At 33.2% G+C, this 19391-nt stretch carries 16 protein-coding genes and 2 pseudogenes; 2 read left to right on the top strand and 16 right to left on the bottom strand.

Annotated elements, in window-relative coordinates; genetic code table 11:
* Positions 1-32: 32 nt before the first annotated feature.
* The 4 genes from AAYQ05_RS06605 to AAYQ05_RS06590 form a co-directional block, all read right to left on the bottom strand.
* The gene (locus AAYQ05_RS06605; RefSeq protein WP_343542070.1) at positions 33-677 is read right to left on the bottom strand and encodes an alpha/beta hydrolase; all 645 of its coding nucleotides are present in this window, start codon (positions 675-677) and stop codon (positions 33-35) included.
* 141 nt (positions 678-818) lie between these two features.
* Entirely contained in the window at positions 819-1145 is a 327-nt protein-coding gene (locus tag AAYQ05_RS06600; RefSeq protein WP_008462543.1) for a membrane protein, read from the bottom strand.
* A gap of 4 nt (positions 1146-1149) precedes the next feature.
* Positions 1150-2400 (bottom strand): dihydroorotase, encoded by a 1251-nt coding sequence (locus tag AAYQ05_RS06595; RefSeq protein WP_343542068.1) that lies wholly within the window; start codon positions 2398-2400, stop codon positions 1150-1152.
* 69 nt (positions 2401-2469) lie between these two features.
* Positions 2470-4398 (bottom strand): BatA domain-containing protein, encoded by a 1929-nt coding sequence (locus AAYQ05_RS06590; protein WP_343542067.1) that lies wholly within the window; start codon positions 4396-4398, stop codon positions 2470-2472.
* 263 nt (positions 4399-4661) lie between these two features.
* Between AAYQ05_RS06590 and AAYQ05_RS06585 the strand changes: the two genes are divergently transcribed.
* Positions 4662-5774 carry a lactonase family protein gene (locus AAYQ05_RS06585; protein WP_343542066.1) on the top strand — a complete coding sequence of 371 codons (1113 nt, stop codon included), beginning with the start codon at positions 4662-4664 and terminating at the stop codon, positions 5772-5774.
* Between the two features lie 146 nt (positions 5775-5920).
* Here AAYQ05_RS06585 and AAYQ05_RS06580 read toward each other — a convergent pair whose 3' ends face one another.
* The 5 genes and pseudogenes from AAYQ05_RS06580 to AAYQ05_RS06560 all read right to left on the bottom strand — a co-directional run.
* Entirely contained in the window at positions 5921-7267 is a 1347-nt protein-coding gene (locus tag AAYQ05_RS06580) for a DEAD/DEAH box helicase (RefSeq protein ID WP_343542063.1), read from the bottom strand.
* A gap of 102 nt (positions 7268-7369) precedes the next feature.
* The gene (locus AAYQ05_RS06575; RefSeq protein WP_343542061.1) at positions 7370-8134 is read right to left on the bottom strand and encodes a TIGR02757 family protein; all 765 of its coding nucleotides are present in this window, start codon (positions 8132-8134) and stop codon (positions 7370-7372) included.
* On the bottom strand, positions 8127-9824 hold the full coding sequence (locus tag AAYQ05_RS06570) for an LIC_10190 family membrane protein (protein WP_343542060.1): 1698 nt from the start codon (positions 9822-9824) through the stop codon (positions 8127-8129). Before AAYQ05_RS06570 ends, AAYQ05_RS06575 begins: the two co-directional genes overlap by 8 nt.
* Positions 9824-10270: pseudogene (locus AAYQ05_RS06565) on the bottom strand (ABC transporter ATP-binding protein); the annotation flags it as partial. The gene AAYQ05_RS06570 and the pseudogene AAYQ05_RS06565, both read right to left, overlap by 1 nt.
* 219 nt (positions 10271-10489) lie before the next feature.
* Positions 10490-10702: pseudogene (locus AAYQ05_RS06560) on the bottom strand (ATP-binding cassette domain-containing protein); the annotation flags it as partial.
* A gap of 223 nt (positions 10703-10925) precedes the next feature.
* Here AAYQ05_RS06560 and AAYQ05_RS06555 point away from each other — a divergent pair.
* A complete protein-coding gene (locus tag AAYQ05_RS06555; protein ID WP_343542058.1) occupies positions 10926-11210 on the top strand; it encodes a hypothetical protein in 285 nt (94 codons plus the stop codon).
* A 35-nt stretch (positions 11211-11245) separates the two neighbouring features.
* Here AAYQ05_RS06555 and AAYQ05_RS06550 read toward each other — a convergent pair whose 3' ends face one another.
* From AAYQ05_RS06550 to AAYQ05_RS06520, 7 genes are all read right to left on the bottom strand, one after another.
* Positions 11246-14026, bottom strand: a complete 2781-nt coding sequence (locus tag AAYQ05_RS06550) for a T9SS type A sorting domain-containing protein (protein ID WP_343542057.1) — start codon at positions 14024-14026, stop codon at positions 11246-11248.
* 362 nt (positions 14027-14388) lie between these two features.
* Positions 14389-14691, bottom strand: coding sequence for a DUF6787 family protein (locus tag AAYQ05_RS06545; RefSeq protein WP_111366773.1), 303 nt, complete (start codon positions 14689-14691; stop codon positions 14389-14391).
* A 31-nt stretch (positions 14692-14722) separates the two neighbouring features.
* A complete protein-coding gene (locus AAYQ05_RS06540) occupies positions 14723-15157 on the bottom strand; it encodes a DUF6146 family protein (RefSeq protein WP_343542056.1) in 435 nt (144 codons plus the stop codon).
* Between the two features lie 192 nt (positions 15158-15349).
* Positions 15350-15913: a DUF937 domain-containing protein gene (locus AAYQ05_RS06535; RefSeq protein ID WP_343542055.1), complete on the bottom strand. Its 564-nt coding sequence runs from the start codon at positions 15911-15913 to the stop codon at positions 15350-15352.
* A 101-nt stretch (positions 15914-16014) separates the two neighbouring features.
* Positions 16015-16965: a D-2-hydroxyacid dehydrogenase gene (locus AAYQ05_RS06530; protein WP_281631972.1), complete on the bottom strand. Its 951-nt coding sequence runs from the start codon at positions 16963-16965 to the stop codon at positions 16015-16017.
* Between the two features lie 96 nt (positions 16966-17061).
* Positions 17062-18132 (bottom strand): 3-phosphoserine/phosphohydroxythreonine transaminase, encoded by a 1071-nt coding sequence (gene serC / locus AAYQ05_RS06525; RefSeq protein WP_095931736.1) that lies wholly within the window; start codon positions 18130-18132, stop codon positions 17062-17064.
* A gap of 93 nt (positions 18133-18225) precedes the next feature.
* A complete protein-coding gene (locus AAYQ05_RS06520; protein ID WP_343542052.1) occupies positions 18226-19293 on the bottom strand; it encodes an acyl-CoA reductase in 1068 nt (355 codons plus the stop codon).
* Positions 19294-19391: the final 98 nt, after the last annotated feature.

The following is a 19391-nucleotide window of genomic DNA, read 5'->3' as shown; positions in this document are numbered from 1 at the left end:
TGGAAACTGCGACTGAGAACTGCGACTGAATACTAACTAAGCAGCCAATTCTTAAAATCAAAGAAATTCTGAGGAGCAACTCCATGTCCAACAGGATATTCTTTATAAGTAAGCGGAATATTTAATTTTTCTAAAGCGGCAGGTGTTTTTCTTGCCCATTCAATCGGAATAACTTGATCTACAGTTCCGTGTGAAGCAAATATTTTTAGATTCTTAAAGTTATTTTTCTCAAAACCTTCTTTGATGATTTCTTCGTTGAAATAACCACTCATTGCCACAACTCTTTGAATTTTTTCTGGATAAGAAAGTGCCGTTGCATAACTCAAAATGGAACCTTGGCTAAATCCAATTAAGGTAACATTATTAGCATCAATAGGATAGTTAGCGACTAATTCGTCTATAAATGTTGCAATTGTATCTCTCGAAATTTTGGCTTGCTCGTTATCTGAAAATTTATTTTGGTCAGCATCAAAGTTAATTGCATACCAAGCGTAAGCACCATATTGTAAATCGTAAGGAGCTCTTGCGGAAATGATGTAATAATTATCCGGAAGTTCAGAAGCAAAAGAGAATAAATCGGCTTCGTTGCTGCCGTATCCATGCAATAAAAGCAATAACGGATTTTTATCTAAAATTACTTTTGGTTCTCTTATTTTATATTCTAAAGATAGATTCATTTTTTTTAATTGTAAATTATCAATTGTGAATTGTAAATTTTTAGTCTCAGTCTCAGTCACGGTTTTCAGTTCTTAACTTTGACAAAGTTTTTGACGTTTTTTAGTTTGGAATTTGGTACTTAAAAATTGGAATTTTAAAATTTATCCAATTTTCTTAAACCATTTTTGAAATAAATTTCCAACCAAAGGAATTGGTCTCATTTGCCCTTGAATAGCATTAAAAATACCAAAAGTCCAAAGAATTGAGATACAGATCCACATTGGGAAAGTAATGAAAAAACTATCAAAGTTGCTGATAATTGCTCCTAAAGAAATGAAGGTTAAAGATAACCCTAAAGATTGACGGATATGAAAAGAAGCAAAACTATTTTTGTTTTCAGAATTCATACTCATGGCGATTAAAACACCAATGATAAGAATGTAACTCGTAATAGCAATTGGTTTTCCTTCTTCGACTGAATTATTCATTTTATTATTTTGTAACTAATTGATTTTGATTTAAAATTCCATAAACAGAACCTTTAAGTTCAGTTCCTAAGAAAGCAGAATTTTTAGATTTTGAAAGGATGTTTTCTTTTGTAAAAGTTGATTTTCCTTCCGTTGTAAATAAAGTTAAGTTTGCTTTTGCACCTTCTTCGATAATATTGTTTTGTAAACCAAAAACGTTTCTCGCAGCAGTTAATTTTGCTACAATCGTTTCTACAGGTAAAACCGTCAATAAAGCTCCAAAAGCACTTTCTAAACCAATTGTTCCGTTTTTGGCAGTATCAAATTCCATTTTTTTGAATTCAATATCAATTGGGTTGTGGTCTGAAGTAATCATGTCGATTGTTCCGTCAGCAATTCCGTTAAGCAAAGCTTGTCGATCAACTTCTGTTCTTAATGGTGGAGTAACTTTAAAACGAGTATCAAATCCGTCCAGTTTTTCATCAGTTAAAACCAAATGATGTACAGATGCACTGCAAGTTACGTTTAAACCTTTCGCTTTCGCTTCTCTAATCAATTCAACCGATTTTGCTGTAGAAATTGTCGGAATATGAAGTTTTCCTCCAGTATATTCCAGTAAAAATAAGTTTCTTGAAATTTGCAGCTCTTCAGCTAGGTTTGGAATTCCTTTTAAGCCTAATCTTGTAGAAACAATTCCTTCATTAGCAACTCCATTTCCTTTAATGTTTGGGTCTTGAGAGTAGGCAATTACCAATCCGTCAAAATCTTGTACATATTGTAAAGCGATTTTAAGGATATTAGCATTGTCAATACTTTTGTTATAATCTCCAAAAGCGATTGCTCCCGAGTTTTTCATATCAAAAAGCTCTGCCATGTCTTTTCCTTCACTGGCTTTTGTTAAAGCGCCTATTGGGAAAATTTCTGTTGCAAAACCATTTGCTTTACTTTTTACGAAATTTACTTGTGACTGATTGTCAATAATTGGCAAAGAATTCGGCTGTAAAGCAATTGCTGTAAATCCGCTTTTTGCTGCCACGTTTAGTCCGTTTACGATCGTTTCTCTGTCTTCATAACCCGGTTCTCCAAGAGAAACACTGCTGTCAAACCATCCTTGAGAAACATGAAGATCGTCAAATCGTACCACTTCTGCATCGTCATTTGGAAGCGAAACGCCTATTTTTTCTATTACACCATCTGCAATTAAAAGATCAACGGTCTGATTGTGAAACGGACTTTTTGAGTCGATAATTTTGGCGCTTTTGATGATTAGTTTCATATGTAGATATTTTTTTGTCGTAAAATGATTTTTGTAAAAAGTAAAATGCCTTTAAAAGAAGCGCAAATTCTATTTCACAAATTTTATAATTGCCATTTCTAATGCTAAAAATAACAGTGCAAAGATAACAAACCATTTCCAAATTTGGCTGTCAGTTCGTTCTGTTTGTAGTGTATTAAAAATAGTTGAAATGGTATCGGCTGTTTTGAAATCAGAAACTACATTTGTGTTTACCTGGCTCAAATCACTTTCGGTTCTTTTGTAATTAAAACTGATGTTTTCAACCCATTCTTTTTTATCGAAAACACTATAATTTCCAGCTGTTTCAGGGAAATCATTAAAGGTTAATTTGACTTTATTATTTAAAATCTGCTGAATCGGAATAAACGAATCATCTGTTCCTTTTACTTCCAAAATAGCATCTTTAGTCAAAAGAACGTCAACAAAATAAGGCTGATTATTTCCAATTATTAAAGCATTTACACCAGTTTTTTGATTGTTTTGAGCGATTTTATAAAATAACGGAACAATTAAAGGCGATTGCTGAAAATTAGAGTTTGCACTATTTATTGGTGCTGTGAAAATCGTTATTCCAGAAACCTGATTCTGAACAGCAGTTACAAAAGCAGTCTGATCTTCAAACGAAAGAACGGCTGGATAAGAACTCGAAACGGCAAATGAACTATTTACTTTAGGATATTGGAAATTCGTTATTTTGTTTTCGAAAACGCCTGAAAACAGCGGATGGTCGAAATTAATTTTAGTGATTAATTTAGCGTTGGTCTCTAAATTTCCAAATTGAATTTTTCCGAAATTCCCCAATAAAGCGTTTAAACTTGAAAGAGAAGTTTTTTCAGACGGAATCACAACTAGATTTCCTCCTTTAGAAACAAAAGCTTTTAAAGTAGTTTGTAATGCTTGTGGAATATCAGCCAATTCATTTAAAATAATGGTATTTTGCTTTTCTAAGCTATTATAATCTAAAGCACTAATTGAGTAGTTGTTATAATTGAATTCTGCTGAAGTATAAATTCTCGATAAGAAATTGCTTTTTTCAGGTTCGCCAATACTGATAACGTTTGTTTTTTTGTTTTTTGAAATGCTGAAAAATAATTTGTTGTCGTAAATAAGACCATTGTCTTCAATTACTACATATCCGTGAAAAGCTTCTTTCGGAATGGTAAAATTGATTTTCTTTTTCTTCGTGTCAAAATTGACAATAGTTTTGGCAATCAGTTTGTTTTGATTGTAAAGTGCTGTTGAGACAAGTTTGAAATCTTCGCCATAAGCTGATAAATTGATGCCAATTTCGTAGAAATTTTCTAAAGTTTGATTGATGTAGACGCTGTCAATTGAAACATTGTTTTTTTGTTCTGCTTCAGGAACGATGAAGTATGGTTTTTCGTCGAAATCTATAGTTTTAACAGCTGCTTCTTTTAAACCAACAGCATCTGTAATAATTACAATGTCTTTTTTATGAGCCGATTTGTGTGCTTTAATTTTGGCTGTAATTGCTGAAAGATCAAAAGGAGAAGCGCTGTATTTTAAGTTTTGTAAAGCGCTCTTAGATGATTTAATATCGGTATTCCAAAAGTTTTCGGTGTTGGTTAAAAGTGAAAACTGAGTGTTTTCTGGAGTGTTTTCAAGTAATTCTTGAACAGCTCTTTTTAGTAATTCTCCCTTTTTGCCTTTTGACTGCATACTGAAAGAATTATCCAATACAATATACATCTCATTTGAAGCGTTCTTACTGTCGGCAGCTTCAAAAAAAGGCTGTGCAAATGCAATAATGGCGCAGGTAAGCAATAGTAAACGTGTCGCTAATAAAAGACGTTTTTTAATTTTAGAGCTTTTACGAGTCTGAATAGCAAGCTCTTTTAAAAATCGGACGTTGGTGAAATAGGAAGTTTTAAATCGTCTTAATTGAAATAAGTGAACCAAAATTGGAACGATCAATAAAAACAGAAAGTATAGAATTTCGGGATGTTTAAAATGCATTCTGGCTTCGATTTACTTCACTACGTTTTGTTTTTCGCGAAGATGCAGGTCAAAAATACAAATTAAAATTATTTAAACCATATAAGTTCATATAGAGATTATAAGGAAATAGCAAATAAAGACTTACATAACTTATATGAACTTACGCGGTTCTAAAAAAATATCAAAAAATGTAACTTTTGTAATTTCTTTGTAACTTAGGAGTTTCTTCAAGCAGATATTATTGCTTATTTTAGCTAATTCAAAAAAAATAAAAATAAACTATGAAAAAAATATATCTAGTATTATTTTCAGCTTTATCATTAACTGCTGTTAAAGCTCAAAATAAATTCAATTTGTTGGTTGGAACTTATACGAATACTTGTCAAAGCAACGGAATTTATGTGTACGATTTTGATGCTTCGACTGGTGATTATAAATTGAAGGGTTCTTCAGAGAATGTTGTAAGTCCGAGTTATTTGTCGGTTTCAGCAGATAATAAATTTATTTATGCCGTAAACGAAAATGGAACTCAAAGTACAGTAAGTGCTTTTTCATATGATTCGCAAGCTGGAAAGATCAATCTTTTGAATAAAAATGATGCTTTAGGGGCAGATCCTTGCCACTTAATAAATGATGATAAAAATGTAATTGCTGCCAATTATTCTGGCGGAAGTATTGCTGTTTTTAAGAAAAATCCAGACGGAAGTATTTCAGAAGCCCAGCAGTTGATTCAGCATGAAGGAAAAGGACCAAATGCAGCACGTCAGGAAAAAGCGCATGTGCATATGGTTGTTTTTTCGCCAGACAAAAAGTTTGTATTATCAAATGATTTAGGTTTAGATAAAGTGTTTATTTACAAATACAATCCAACTGCAAAAAATGAAATTCTAACTTTAAAAGGAAGTGTTGATGTAAAACCGGGAAGTGGACCAAGACACTTAACTTTCAGTAAAGATGGGAAATTTGTGTATTTGGTTCAAGAATTGGATGGAACTTTAACAACATTAAGTTGGGATAAAACGGGAAGTTTAAAAGTAGTTGCAGAAACAAGTATTCTTCCAAAAGATTTTAAAGGCGGCACGGGAGCTGCGGCAATTAAACTTTCGCCTGACGGAAATTTTTTATATGTTTCTGACCGTGTAGATGCCAATGCGATTTCAGTTTACAAAATTCTTAAAACAGGAGCCTTAGAATTGGTAGAACAACAAAGCACTTTAGGAAAAGGTCCACGTGATTTTGCAATCGATCCAACAGGAAATTATCTTTTAGTAGGACATCAATATACTAATGATATAGTTATTTTTAAAAGAGACATAGCAACAGGAAAAATTACAGACACTGGAAGAAGAATCCAGATGTGCTCGCCAGTTGGGCTGTTGTTTACGAAAATTTAGTAAAAAAAGGTTCTAAGGTTCTGAGATGCTAAGCTTCTAAGCTTTTACTAAAAAAGGGTAAAGATTCAAAAGAATCTTTACCCTTTTTTATTCTTATATAAAAACTTAGAACCTTAGCAACTTAGTAGCTTAGCATCTAAAAAAAGTTATTTTTTCTTCTTCTTTTCATTTCTCGTCTTCAACATATTTCTGTTAACAGAACCATGTGTTTTCTTTTTTGTTTTTGAAGGACCACCAAGATTGACTTTTTGGTTCTTTTTAGATTTTTCGTGAAAAGCGCCGTCACCTTCTAGTTTCGGTTTTTTCATTAAAAACTTTCTTGGCAATTTGTCTTTTTCAGCTTCAATAAGCTTTTCTGAGATTTCTACTTCTTCAGGAAAATCAGCGATTTCAAGTTCCTGATCCATTAAAAGTTCTGTTGCTATTTTGAATTCTTCTTCTCTTGGAGTAACAAAACTGATTGCTGTTCCTGTTGCGTCTGCACGTCCTGTACGACCAATTCTGTGCATGTAAAGCTCTGGTTCTTCTGGAAGTTCAAAGTTGATTACGTGTGTAATATTAGAAATATCCAAACCTCTCGCCATAACGTCGGTTGTAATTAAACCACGAAGATTTCCTTCTTGGAATTCAGCCATTGTACTCAAACGATAATTTTGAGATTTATTAGAGTGAATTACACCAAATTGTCCGTCAAAAAGCTCATCAATACGATTGAAAAGCATATCTGAAATCTTTTTGTTGTTTACGAAAACTAGAATACGGCTCATACTTTCGTCAGTTTCTAGTAAGTGTTTTAAAAGATTTACTTTCGTATTGAAATTCGGAACATTATAAGTAATCTGAGTAATTTTCTCAAGAGGGGTTCCTGATGGTGCTAATGTTACTTCTTCAGGAAAATCAAAATAATCATTTAAAAGATCATCAACTTCATCTGTCATCGTTGCCGAGAACAGAATATTTTGACGTTTTGTTTTCATCATTGCAAAAAGCGAAGTTAGCTGTGGTCTGAAACCTAAATTCAGCATTTCGTCAAACTCATCGATAACTAATTTTTGTGTTTCGTCAAAACGAACTACAGCATCAAGAGCTAAGTCCATAGTACGTCCAGGAGTTCCAACTAAAATATCAACACCTTCGTAAACGGCTTTCTTTTGTGTATTGATGTTTACGCCTCCGTAAATACCTAAAGTTTTAACCGACATATATGTAGTCAGTTTTTCTACTTCTTCAACCACCTGAACTACTAATTCTCGGGTTGGCACAAGGATTACGATTTTCGGCGTATTGGTATGTGTAAATTTGTAGAGCTTTAAAAGAGGCAGTAAATAAGCAAATGTTTTACCAGTTCCGGTTTGTGCAATTCCCATCATATCACGACCAGACATGATTACAGAAAAAGATTTTTCTTGAATAGGAGTAGGCGTAAAAAATCCTAATTCGTCAACTGCTTTTTGTAATGATTTTGGAAGATTAAATTTTTCGAAAGTGCTCATTTGCTTTAAATTTTGTGCAAATGTACGTTAAATTCATGGTTTGTTTATCAAATTCTTAAAATCATCTGATAATTTATTAATCTAACTGGTTAATTTTCAATATTAAAACCCTTCAAAAACTCCTAGTCCAAACAAAGCAAAATCGTATTTTACAGGATCTTGGGCATCCATTTCTCTTAATTTGGTATCTAATTCTAATAAAGCTTTAGCATCATTTTGCTTTCGCGAAAGAATTCCAAGTTTGCGGGCAACATTTCCAGAATGAACGTCAAGAGGACAGGATAAAACAGATGGTGAAATGCTTTTCCAAATTCCCAAATCGACTCCTTTTGAATCTTGACGCACCATCCATCGCAGATACATGTTAATTCTTTTTGCCGCTGAATTGTTTAGCGGATCTGAAATGTGTTTCTGAGTTCGAGCTAAATGATCTGTTTCGAAGAATATTTTTTTGAATTCACTTATGCTTTTCTGTAGACTGTCTTTTTCCTGATTTTTAGCAAAAACAGATTCTAGTCCGTTGTGATTTTCGTAGATATGTTTTAGACCTTTTATGAAACCTGCAAAATCATGTCCGTTAAAGGTTCTGTGTACAAAAGTTTCTAGTCTTGCCAAGTCTTCATCGGAATGTGACATAACGAAATCGTAAGGTGTGTTTCCCATTAATTCCATCATTTTATGCGAATTCTTAATAATCATTTTACGGTTTCCCCAAGCAATTGAAGCACTTAGAAAACCAGCGATTTCAATATCTTCTTTTTGAGTAAAGAGATGTGGAATCTGAACAGGATCACTTTCTATAAAATCCTGATTATTATATTGGATGACTTTTTCGTCTAGAAATTCTTTAAGTTCTGTACTATTCATTTTTAGTAAGGTCTTTGGCGTAAAATCCGTCTTTTAAATTATTGGTGCGCATTTGCGGAATAATATGATAATATTTTTCAAAATAATCCAGTTGCTGTTTGTCAACGCAAGGAAGGTCACCATTGCCATTTGCCCAGAAAAAATTATTTTTTACAGGAGAATTATATTTTAGATTTCCTAACTGAATAGATTCAAAGGTAGTGCTGCTTTTTGAGTTTTGATACGGAAAAACAATGTTTTTTATAGAAAAATTGCTGATCTTCAGCATGAATTTATGACTGGAAAATCCATTAAGATTTACAGAGAAAAACAGTACAATGCAAGTTGGAAAAAGGGATACGATGAGAAAATATTTGATTGCATTTTTGCCATAAAAAATACATGTAAAACAAAAGAGGGAAAAGAACAGTATAAAGTTCATGAAGAATCGATACTGAGGCGAAGTCAACCCTAATAGGAGTAATTGTAAGACCATTACAAAATAAAGAATCCAAAGCGCTTTTTTATTTTGGTATTTAGAAATGAAAAAAGGTACAATCAGTATTAGAAAAACACTTATCTTATTGAATAACCCGTGCAATTTTGGCATAGAAAGCCAATGTAAAAATAATTCGGCAAGAGTCATTTTATTGTATTGTGATGCACTTACAAAAAAGCCATAATACTTAACCTGATCGTAATAAAAATCTTGTATTACATTCGGGATTGCGTAATCTGCTGTAAAAGAATTAATCTTTGAAGGAAAAATTGGCGACCCGCAGATAATCATATTTTTTATTATAAAGAGAGCGGCAATCAAAATGGTGAGCATCGCTGGTTTTAGCAGTTTTTTTGAAAGTGAGCTAAAATGATAACCTAAAAGAATAATTGGGATTACAGCAAAAGTTAAAGTCGTATTTTTTATATAAAGCAGAAATAGGACAAGTATTACAATAAGATTGAAAGTTTCAGAATTTGTGTTTTTGAAATTTTCTAAGAAATAGAAGAACAGAATAAATGAAAAAACATAAACAGGAATATCTGGAGAAGGCGCACTTATGAATTGAAAAAAGAAAATATTGAATAAAGGCAGTAATCCGACTAGTAAATAGTTTTTATTGTCATTTTTGCTGTATTCGTTGAGTTTTTGAATAGAAAATACATTTCCTAATAATAAGCAAAAGCCGCTTAAATCATTAAAATTTTTGTATAAAAAAGAAAAGCTAAAAACACTTTGTGTAATATGCCAACCACTTGTCTGCCCATAGAACAAATGGAGATTTACAAGTCCTTTTACAAAGCCATATTCGTTAAGCCATTTTATAGTTTGAATATAATAGGATTCATTATCAATTACAAAAGGAATTGAAGAACATTGTAAAATAATAAGAACAGAAATAACAGTTAGAATAATTTGTAAGCTTTTTTGTAACTGCTGTAATTCTAATAAAAATGACTTATAAACATTAATAATCTGATTGTAAAATTTTAGTAATAAAAAAACATTCAGAAGTAATAAAACGATATGAAATTCAATATTAATTCTTCCAAAAATAGCCCAAATGCTTGCAAGAATAGTCGCTAAAAATAACCCTAGGATAGAAGTAAATACAAAATTTTTAGTATTGAGGTTTAGTATCTTATCCAAACCAAAACCTAAATTAATGGTTGTAAATAAAATATAAATCCAGCTAATCGCAATTAGAATCATTAATTAAGAATTTGTCCGTCGGACATTACTAATTTTCTATCAGCCATATTAGCCAATTCTTCGTTGTGGGTTACAATTACAAAAGTTTGTCCGAATTCGTCTCGAAGCTGAAAAAATAATTGATGCAAGTTTTCGGCAGAATGTGTGTCAAGATTTCCCGAAGGTTCGTCTGCAAAAATGACATCTGGTTTATTGATTAAAGCTCTTGCAACTGCAACACGCTGCTGTTCTCCGCCCGAAAGTTCGCTAGGTTTATGATTGATTCTATGTGAAAGTCCGAGATAAGAAAGGAGTTTTCTTGCTTCTTCTTCCGTTTCGGCTGTTTTTTTTCCTGCAATGTGAGCTGGAATACAAACGTTTTCTAAAGCTGTAAATTCAGGCAATAGCTGATGAAATTGAAAAATGAAACCTAAATTCAAGTTTCTAAAATCAGATAAGACTTTGTCTTGCTTGCTTTTCTTTTTGAAGTAACGATTGTAGTAAAAAAGTAATAAAAGAGTAGGTATGAGTATTATTGTCCATGTTCCATAACCGAAAATGTTGTTTTCTATTTTACTTCTAAAAAACAATACAAATACTGCCAATAAAATGAAATAAAAGGCTCCTAACCAAGTAATGATTTTGAAGGCTTTTTTCTGATTTGAATTGTCGTTTTTGATGTCTTGCAGTTCTAAAACATTTTTACCATTGATGGTTAGAGATGAATCTGGGTTATGGTCTGGTTTGTCAAGAGTTCCTAAAATCTGCAATAAAGTAGTTTTACCAGCACCCGAAGCTCCAACTATAGAAACAATTTCGCCTTTTTTAATATGTAGATCTACTCCTTTTAAAACTTCAAGTTTGTCGTAGAATTTATGTATGTTTTTTGCGTGTATCATGTAGTGAAACTGTTTTTACAAAGAAACGAAGATTATGGTCAAAATCAAATTCTAAAAATCAAATTCCAATATGTAAAAATCCAAATTCGAAAAAGAGCGGAGTGACTTTTCTAAAATCGGTATATAAATTGATATGGGAATGTTGGAAATTAAATTTAATAAATAAGTAAAACTACTTTGAAGAATTATTTTTAATTTCGATTAACTTAAAAGTGAATGTGTTATGCAAGATTTAGAAGTTGCAGAAGATGATAGAATGTCAAAACTGCTTATTGGATTGGTTTTGGACGGAATTGGTATGATTTCTTTCTCGATCCCGCTTCTTGGCGAATTTTCGGATGTTATCTGGGCGCCAATTGCTGGTATTATTATGGCAAAAATGTATAAAGGAAGAGTAGGTAAGGTTGCAGGGGTTTTAACTTTTTTGGAAGAGATTATTCCGTTTACTGATGTGATCCCGTCTTTCACTTTGACATGGATTTATACTTATTTTTTTCAGAAAAAATAGAAAAGACGGCTCAAAGCCGTCTTTTCTGTATGTTGCTATTGCACAATTATTTTCTTCACATATTGTGTTTTCTTTGTCTGAGGATTTACGACTTTAATCAAGAAAACTCCTTTTGAATGTAATTGAATATTCTCTTGTGTGTTTCCTCTAATTTTTTGCTTTAACAATTCTTTTCCAAAAACATCATAGATTTTTAAATCTGAAACTTCTGTTTCTTCGCTCTCAATGAGTACAAAGAAAGTTCCTTTACTTGGAATTGGCCAAACGTTAAAAGCATTATTTTTATTTTCTTTAATACTATCGTCTGTTCCTAAAGTTAAACTTTGTCCGCTAATGACGTTTACTTTTCTTTTCATAGTTCCTCCTTCAGAATCGGTTACAGTAAATTCAAAAGAGCACAATCCGTTTGAAGCAGGAGTAAAGGCAACAACATTAGTATTTAGAGTTGCGTTTCCGTTTATTACATTTGAAATTGCGTAAGAAACTCCATTTGTAAAACCTCTAGATAATTTTTGAATATTGATGTCTATTTTGTTTCCGTTTGGAGATTCGTAATGAGGCAAAGACATCCATTGTAAATATTTGTCCAGATTAGTATAACCATCTAAATCAGGATCTGCGTTAGCGTCTGAGAAATCTCCAATTGCAGAGTTTGCATTTGTTCCAATGATGTTTTCCCACCAATTTGGCAGTCCGTCCTGATCTGAGTCCCAATTTGAATCTCTAACTTCTGTTGGATAACTTTCAAAACCTCCAGCATCAGCTTCATTATCAGGGAATCCAGGTTTTCCTGTTACGCTTCCAACTGCAGAATATGTTCCGTTTAATGTTTCTGAGATGATTCGCTGATCATGATCATCAAATTCAGGCTGTGTGCATCCAACATCAGAAAGAACAATTTTATATGCATTTTTTGCAGATTGGGTAGTTACATAAGAAGGAAAAAATGGTGTATTGACGAAGTTGTCATAAGGAACCGTGTTTCCTGAAGCTTTTCTGCCTAGTGTCTGATTACTTTCATCGAAATACCCAGGCATTACATTTCCGTTAAAATAGCATCGCTGCATTCCTGTTCCAATGCCTTCATTTTGTTGATTGAAAGCGACAAATATTTTGGATCCTGCACCTGGTTTGTAATAGTTGTTTACGAAGTTAACTTCTTTTGTTCCTCCGTCAGTTGTTCTTCCTCCCCAGTTGTAAACTACATTATTGGTAATATCCATTCGTCCTGTATAAGCGCCACTGCCGTCTAATCCGCCACCAAGACTCCAGTTTCTACCATAACAATGCGCTAATAGGTTATGATGAAAACTTCCTATATCGCCGCCAATTGTGGCAGCATAACCGTGTTCTGTTCCTGCTGGGTAATTTTGGTGATTTGCTGCATTTAGAGCTTCAGAAATAAGTGTTCTTTGAAGAGTTATATTTTTCCCAGATCTTGAACTGAACGATTCATCAATCGTCCAACTAATAGAGCAATGATCAATGATGCTATTATCAGCTCCCGTAAGTCCCATTCCGTCATAAGTAGGCCCAGCGCCAATTCTAACTCTTAGATTTTGCACAACGGCATCATTTCCTGTCACGCCAAAAGGAGCAGAACGAATACAGATTCCTTTTCCTGGTGCAGTTTGTCCAGCTACAGTTACGTAAGGCTGGCTTAAAACAAGTCGAGATTGCAATTGAATAACTCCAGAAGTATGAAAAACAATTGTTCTTGGGCCAATATCATTTGTAACAGCTTCGCGAAAACTTCCTGGACCGCTGTCATTGAGATTAGTTACAGCGACTACTTTTCCGCCACGTCCGCCACGTGCAAAACGGCCATATCCTTCAGCATCAGGGAAAGCGAGTTGGGCTGGACGAAAACGCCAAATATTTCCCTTTTCAACTCCGTTCGCTAAAACTTCGTCAATACGCCAATAATAAGTTGCGCCTGTATATAATCCGTTTACTTGATAAGAATTGTTGGCTAGAGCTTGATTTCCTTTGAATTCTGGAGAAGATGTTGTAGCATTGTCAACAGCTGTTTGGTCTGTTCCAAAATAAATATTATGAGATACAGCACCAGAACCGACAGTCCATTGCAATAATTTCCCAGCAGATGTTAATTCTACATGTTCGTCGTTTTGTTTCGGATCCGGATTTGTTGCTTGATGCGAAATATTAGGTGTATTTAATTCAAAACCATTAAAGATGAAGTTTTTCACACTTTCTGTTCCTGAAGTTTCTGCGGCGATTAAAATTACTACATCGGTTCCTGTCGTAGCTTGAAATTTTAAATAACTAGATGCTGCATCGGCAGTTTTTGTAGCTCTTACGGTCGGAATTAGATTATCAACTACCAAATTTCCATTAACAGAAATATCAATTGGACTGAAGGTACTTGTCGTTGGGCTGTCAACGTTGTTAAAGAAAGCTAATAATGTATGTTCTCCTGTAGCTAAACCGCTTATTTTAAGTTCGATTTGAGCACCTAGATTTGCGGTCGTGCCTTTTACTGTAAGTCCGTCACAGACCAATCTGGCATAGTAAGGAGCCTGAATTCCCGCTTTATACCAGTTGGTTCCCAAAGCATCTCCGTTGTTTTCAACGCGAGTAATGGTAAATGTAACTCCATTTTCAGTATAGGTACTAGTGTTGCCAGAAGCGATTACCCAAGCAGTATAATCAGGGTCGTTTACTTCTGCTTTAGGTCTTCCTGACTGATCAAAATCAATTTTTACAATCGGATTTTGGGCAAAAATTTTGTTTACCGGAGTAATTAGGCAGATTACTGCCGCTACTACGGAGAGTTTTGAGTAATTTTTCAGCATGTCAAATTGTGGTTTGGTTAGTAAGCAATAATTTATGTCGAAGAAATTAAAATACTGATTATCAGTTATGAATAATTAATTTCGACTATTGTAAAGTTTATTATTACTTAAAATAAAACCATCCTGCACAATGCTGTTCTGCTTGATGTATTATTGTGAAATCTAGCTAAAAACAATAGTATTCTCTTCTTTTAAGCTAATTTTTTTAATACTCGATATCTGATAAATATAGGGATTGATCAAAATAAAGCTTATAAAATATAATTAATTGAAGAAGATGATAAAGAAATTAAAAAAATAAGAATGAAGGGAAATCTTAACCAGAACGGTTTTTGAAATTTAAAAGATAAGAAGAGGAAGGCTTAATCTTTAAATAAAAAACCAAGGCCCATATTTTTAAGCATTTTCTTTTCGAAGTTCCAAAAGAATTTGAACTGTCCAAAAATTGTTCCGATGGCAACCAACAAAACCTGATAAATTGGAAAGATAATAATAAGACGGATAAGTGTAAACCAACCTCCAAAATCTTCTTTAGTAATTCCTAGCCAAACACAGAAAGGTTTAGACAGCCAAGCAGATGCCGATCCTGTGATGGCAAAAACGATAAATATAATTATGGCTTGTAAATTGGAGGTGATACCCCAACGCTTTTTTAATCTGTTCATTGCTATTTGTAATGATTACAAATATAGTGTATTATCTTGATGGAACATAACCCCAAAGCTTTTGTTTGTAAGTATTTTGAAAATAAATCATGTAATTGTAAATTAAGTAATTTACTTCGTAGCCATAATGAATGTCTGGACGATAATCTATTGACATTTCATACAAATTTGGGTTATAACGCTGTGGCTGTAAAACACGATTATTCCATTCTGTAACATATAAAATGTTTTTGTTTTCAAGATATTGTAATGAATGGTAATTTCGAGGGTAGGCTCTGGAAACAAGCCAATTGCTAAATCCGTTGTCAATAATTATTACTTCGTATTCAAGAGAATCATTTGCAATTCTGACAGTATCACTTATTTTTTTTTTGGCGACATTATCCGTACTTGCAACCTTCTGAGAAGCAGAAGAACAAGCAATAATAGTAAGTAAAACAATTAATATGGAAATGCATTTTTTCATAGCCTAAATTTACGATATTTTTTTAGGTTCAGAGAGGCAAAGGTTCAAAGTAACAAAGGTTTAACATTCTTTTGAAGGTTCTAAGGTGCTAAGCTTCTAAACTTTCTTTTTGGTTGTGTGCATAAAAGTAAAAAGCTGTTTGCGAAGCAAACAGCTTTAAAAACTTAGAAGCTTAGAATCTTAGTATCTTAACTATTTACTTCCAAACAATTTTCCAATAAAACCTGCAATTCCTCCTTTACTTTTGGTAACTACAAGAACATCGGCAACATCAACTTTTCCGTCGTTATTTTGGTCGAGGCCGAATTGCATTCCGTATTTTGAGATGGTATCCATTATTCCAGAAGCTTGTCCGCTGTTTCCTGAAATGGAGTTTATAATATCTGAAATTTGAAAACTGTTATCGTTTGGGTCTTTTGCTTTATTTACTAAAGAGCCTAAAATCTGCGGAATTAAGTTGGAAGCAACTCCATTTGAATCGGCACTACTTAATCCGAATTTTTCTCCTAGATTTCCGCTCAATTGCTGCTGAATCTGTTGCACAACTGGATTACTGCTATCAATAGATGAGTTTCCATTGAATAAACCGGCAATTTGATCTGTGTTTCCTTCAGAAACAATCTTTTTTAAGCCTTCAAAAATAGAACTGCTTGTTTCGTTAATTACGGCTTCATTATGTTCATTTGGAACAGCAGAATTGTTTACAACTGCATCACCTCCATATTGCTGTACTAATTGGGTTAATTGTTCAAACATGATATTTAGGATTTAGATTAGAACTCAAATTTAAACAAAAAAAGAAAGGGATTTATTAAACTGTGTTAATAAATCCCTTTAAGTATTTTAATTATAGTTAATTAGCTTAATAAAGTAATAATCTGTGATGCTAATTCTGTACCAATTCTGTCTTGTGCTTCTCCAGTTGCAGCTCCGATATGAGGAGTCAAAGAGATTTTAGAGTGCATTAAGATTGCCATTTCTGGTTTTGGCTCGCTTTCGAAAACGTCTAAACCAGCAAAAGCAACTTTTCCTGAATCTAAAGCTTTTACTAACGCTACTTCATCAATAACACCACCACGGGCACAGTTTACAATTCCAACACCATCTTTCAAGATTTCAAATTCTTTCTCTCCAATGATGTATCCGTTTTGAGCAGGAACGTGTAATGTAATGAAATCTGATTCTTTAAATAAAGACTCTAAAGATTGAGAAACGATTTTAGTTGTAATTGACTGTCCGTCAAAAAACTCAACTTTTACATCAACTTCAGGAATAAAACTATCAGCAGCGATAACTTTCATTCCTAAACCAAGAGCCATTTTTGCAGTAGCTTGTCCGATACGACCAATACCAACAATACCTAAAGTTTTTCCTCTTAATTCAGTTCCGTTTGCGTAAGCTTTTTTCAAACCATCAAAGTTTGAATCTCCTTCAAGAGGCATATTTCTGTTAGAATCATGCAAGAAACGAACACCAGAAAATAAGTGTCCAAAAACCAATTCAGCAACAGATTCTGAAGATGAAGCTGGAGTATTAATTACATGGATTCCTTTGCTTTTAGCATAATCCACATCGATATTATCCATACCAACACCACCACGACCGATGATTTTGATTCCAGGACAAGCATCGATAATATCTTTACGAACTTTAGTTGCACTACGAACTAAAATTACGTCGATGTTGTTTTCGTTTATATAGTTAGCTACTTGTTCTTGAGCTACTTTTGTAGTGATAACTTCAAAACCACCTTTTTCTAAGGCTAGAATTCCGCTTTTAGAAATTCCATCATTTGCTAATACTTTCATTGTATTTATTGTTTATTTGGTTAATCGTTTAATTATTTAATCGATAACCAAGCTATTTGATTTTTCTTTTTTGTAAACTGAGACTGAGACTGAAAACTAAACTTTAGATTCTAACGCTTTCATTACATCAACCAAAACCTGAACGCTTTCGATTGGCATAGCGTTGTAGATAGAAGCTCTGTAACCACCAACAGAACGGTGTCCTGGCAATCCAGAAATATTTGCCGCTTTCCATAAAGCATCAAAAGTTTCAGTGTGTTCAGGATTGTTCAATAAGAAAGTTACATTCATGTTAGAACGATCTTCTACTGCAGCAGCACCTTTGAATAATGGGTTTCTGTCGATTTCAGCGTAAAGTAATTCAGCTTTTGCGTTGTTTAATTTTTCAACAGCAGCAATTCCGCCTTTTTCTTTAATCCATTGTAATGTTAAAAGAGAAACGTAAACAGCAAATACAGGTGGAGTATTGTACATACTTTCTCCTTTAATGTGTTTAGCATAATCTAACATGCTTGGAATAGTTTTTCCGTTTTTACCTAAGATTTCTTCTTTAACGACTACTAGAGTAGTTCCAGCAGGTCCCATATTTTTTTGAGCTCCAGCATAGATTAAGTCAAATTTAGAAAAGTCTAATTCACGTGAAAAAATATCAGAACTCATATCGCAAACAACAGGAACATTTGTTGCTGGAAATTCTTTCATTTGAGTTCCAAAGATGGTATTGTTACTTGTGCAGTGGAAATAATCAGCATCAGCTGGAATTTCGTAACCTTTTGGAACATAAGTATAATTGTCTTCTTTTGAAGAAGCTACGACAACAGTCTCACCGAAAAGTTTAGCTTCTTTGATCGCCGCAGTTGCCCACGTTCCAGAATCTAAATAAGCAGCTTTTCCGTTTTCTTTCATTAAGTTGTATGGTGCCATTAAGAATGCTGTGCTAGCACCACCTTGTAAAAATAAAGCCTGATAACCTTTTCCCTGAAGACCTAATAATTCTAAAGCAAGGGAACGAGCTTCCTCCATAACTGCCACGAAATCTTTGCTTCGGTGCGAGATTTCAAGGATAGATAACCCTGAATCATTAAAATTTAAAATTGCTTTTGATGCCTTCTCAAAAACTTCCTGAGGTAAAATACTTGGTCCTGCGCTGTAGTTGTGTTTTTTCATGGTTGTTGTTAATAGTCGAAAATTTTAAAGACGCAAATTTCGGCAATAAGAGCCGAAAAAGCGTTAAAATATTCGAAATAATTAAACAATTTATTACTTTGTTGTTAACAAAAACGTTATAGTATCGACATTGTCTGCGTAATCCCACAATTGCGGTTTTTGGGTTTCGCCAAATGCTGTACTATTTGCAATTAAATTAGTGCTAACAATACACTGAATTTGATCTGTGTCTTCCTGAAGGCGTTTTTCTAATTCTTCAAGATTTTCATAATATTCGTAAAAAACACTCGAAATAGGCGAAGCATAACTCGAATCTTCTTTTAAAGTCAAAAATCCGTTGTCTAATAATTTGAAATTACTCATTAAAAATACAGCTTTATTATAATCATAATTATTAGCGTATTTTTCATAATGAATAACATCTTGATATTTGAACATTGCCTGAAAAAATGCTTCAAAAGAATAGTCTTTCGGAATAAAAAGTTTAGAAACATTTCGGCATCCTAAACCAAAATATCTGAAAATATCTTCTCCAAGTGCTTCCAATTCTTCATTGGTTTCTTTTCCGGTTAAAATCGCCGCCGAGTTTCTATTTTTACGAATAATTGAAGGTTTATCTTTGAAATAATATTCAAAATAACGAGCAGTATTGTTGCTTCCGGTTGCAATTACGGCATCAAAGTTTTCAAGTTTTCCTTCTACGAAAGTGATTTTGTCTTTGAAATTTTCATCAACAGCAATTAAATATTTAGCTAAAAATGGCAATAAATGCTGATCGTTTGATGAAGTTTTGATTAAAGCTTTGTTTCCTGTAATTAAAACCGATAAGAAATCATGAAAACCAACCAGTGGAATGTTTCCAGCTAAAATTAAAGCAACGGTTTTTGGATTTTCATTATTTTTATCAATTTTATAAGCCGAAAGCCATTTGTCAATGTTTTCTTTTGTCAAAGCTTCGGCCCAAGATTGTATAGAGAAATAAACTTGTTCAGGAGTATACCATCCATTATGAGATTGCGATAAATGAATCAGGTTGTTGAAATCATCAAAAAAGATATCATTATATAAAACGTCAGATTTTTGCGCAGAAGCGTCTTCAGAAAACTGACTTAAAAATTTTCCTAATTCAACAAAAACACTTTTTTTTGTTTCTAATGTCATAATGTTTGTTTATGAATTGTTTTGATTGTAATTTTGCACAAAAATAAGCATAATTAAGTCGAAAGACAAAAAGTCCAAAGTCGAAAGTCCAAAGTTGA

The organism is Flavobacterium movens (assembly GCF_039581425.1).
Classification (GTDB): Bacteria; Bacteroidota; Bacteroidia; order Flavobacteriales; family Flavobacteriaceae; genus Flavobacterium; species Flavobacterium luteolum.
Note: the sequence above shows the minus strand (reverse complement) of the source record. Positions and strands in the feature narration are given on the sequence as shown.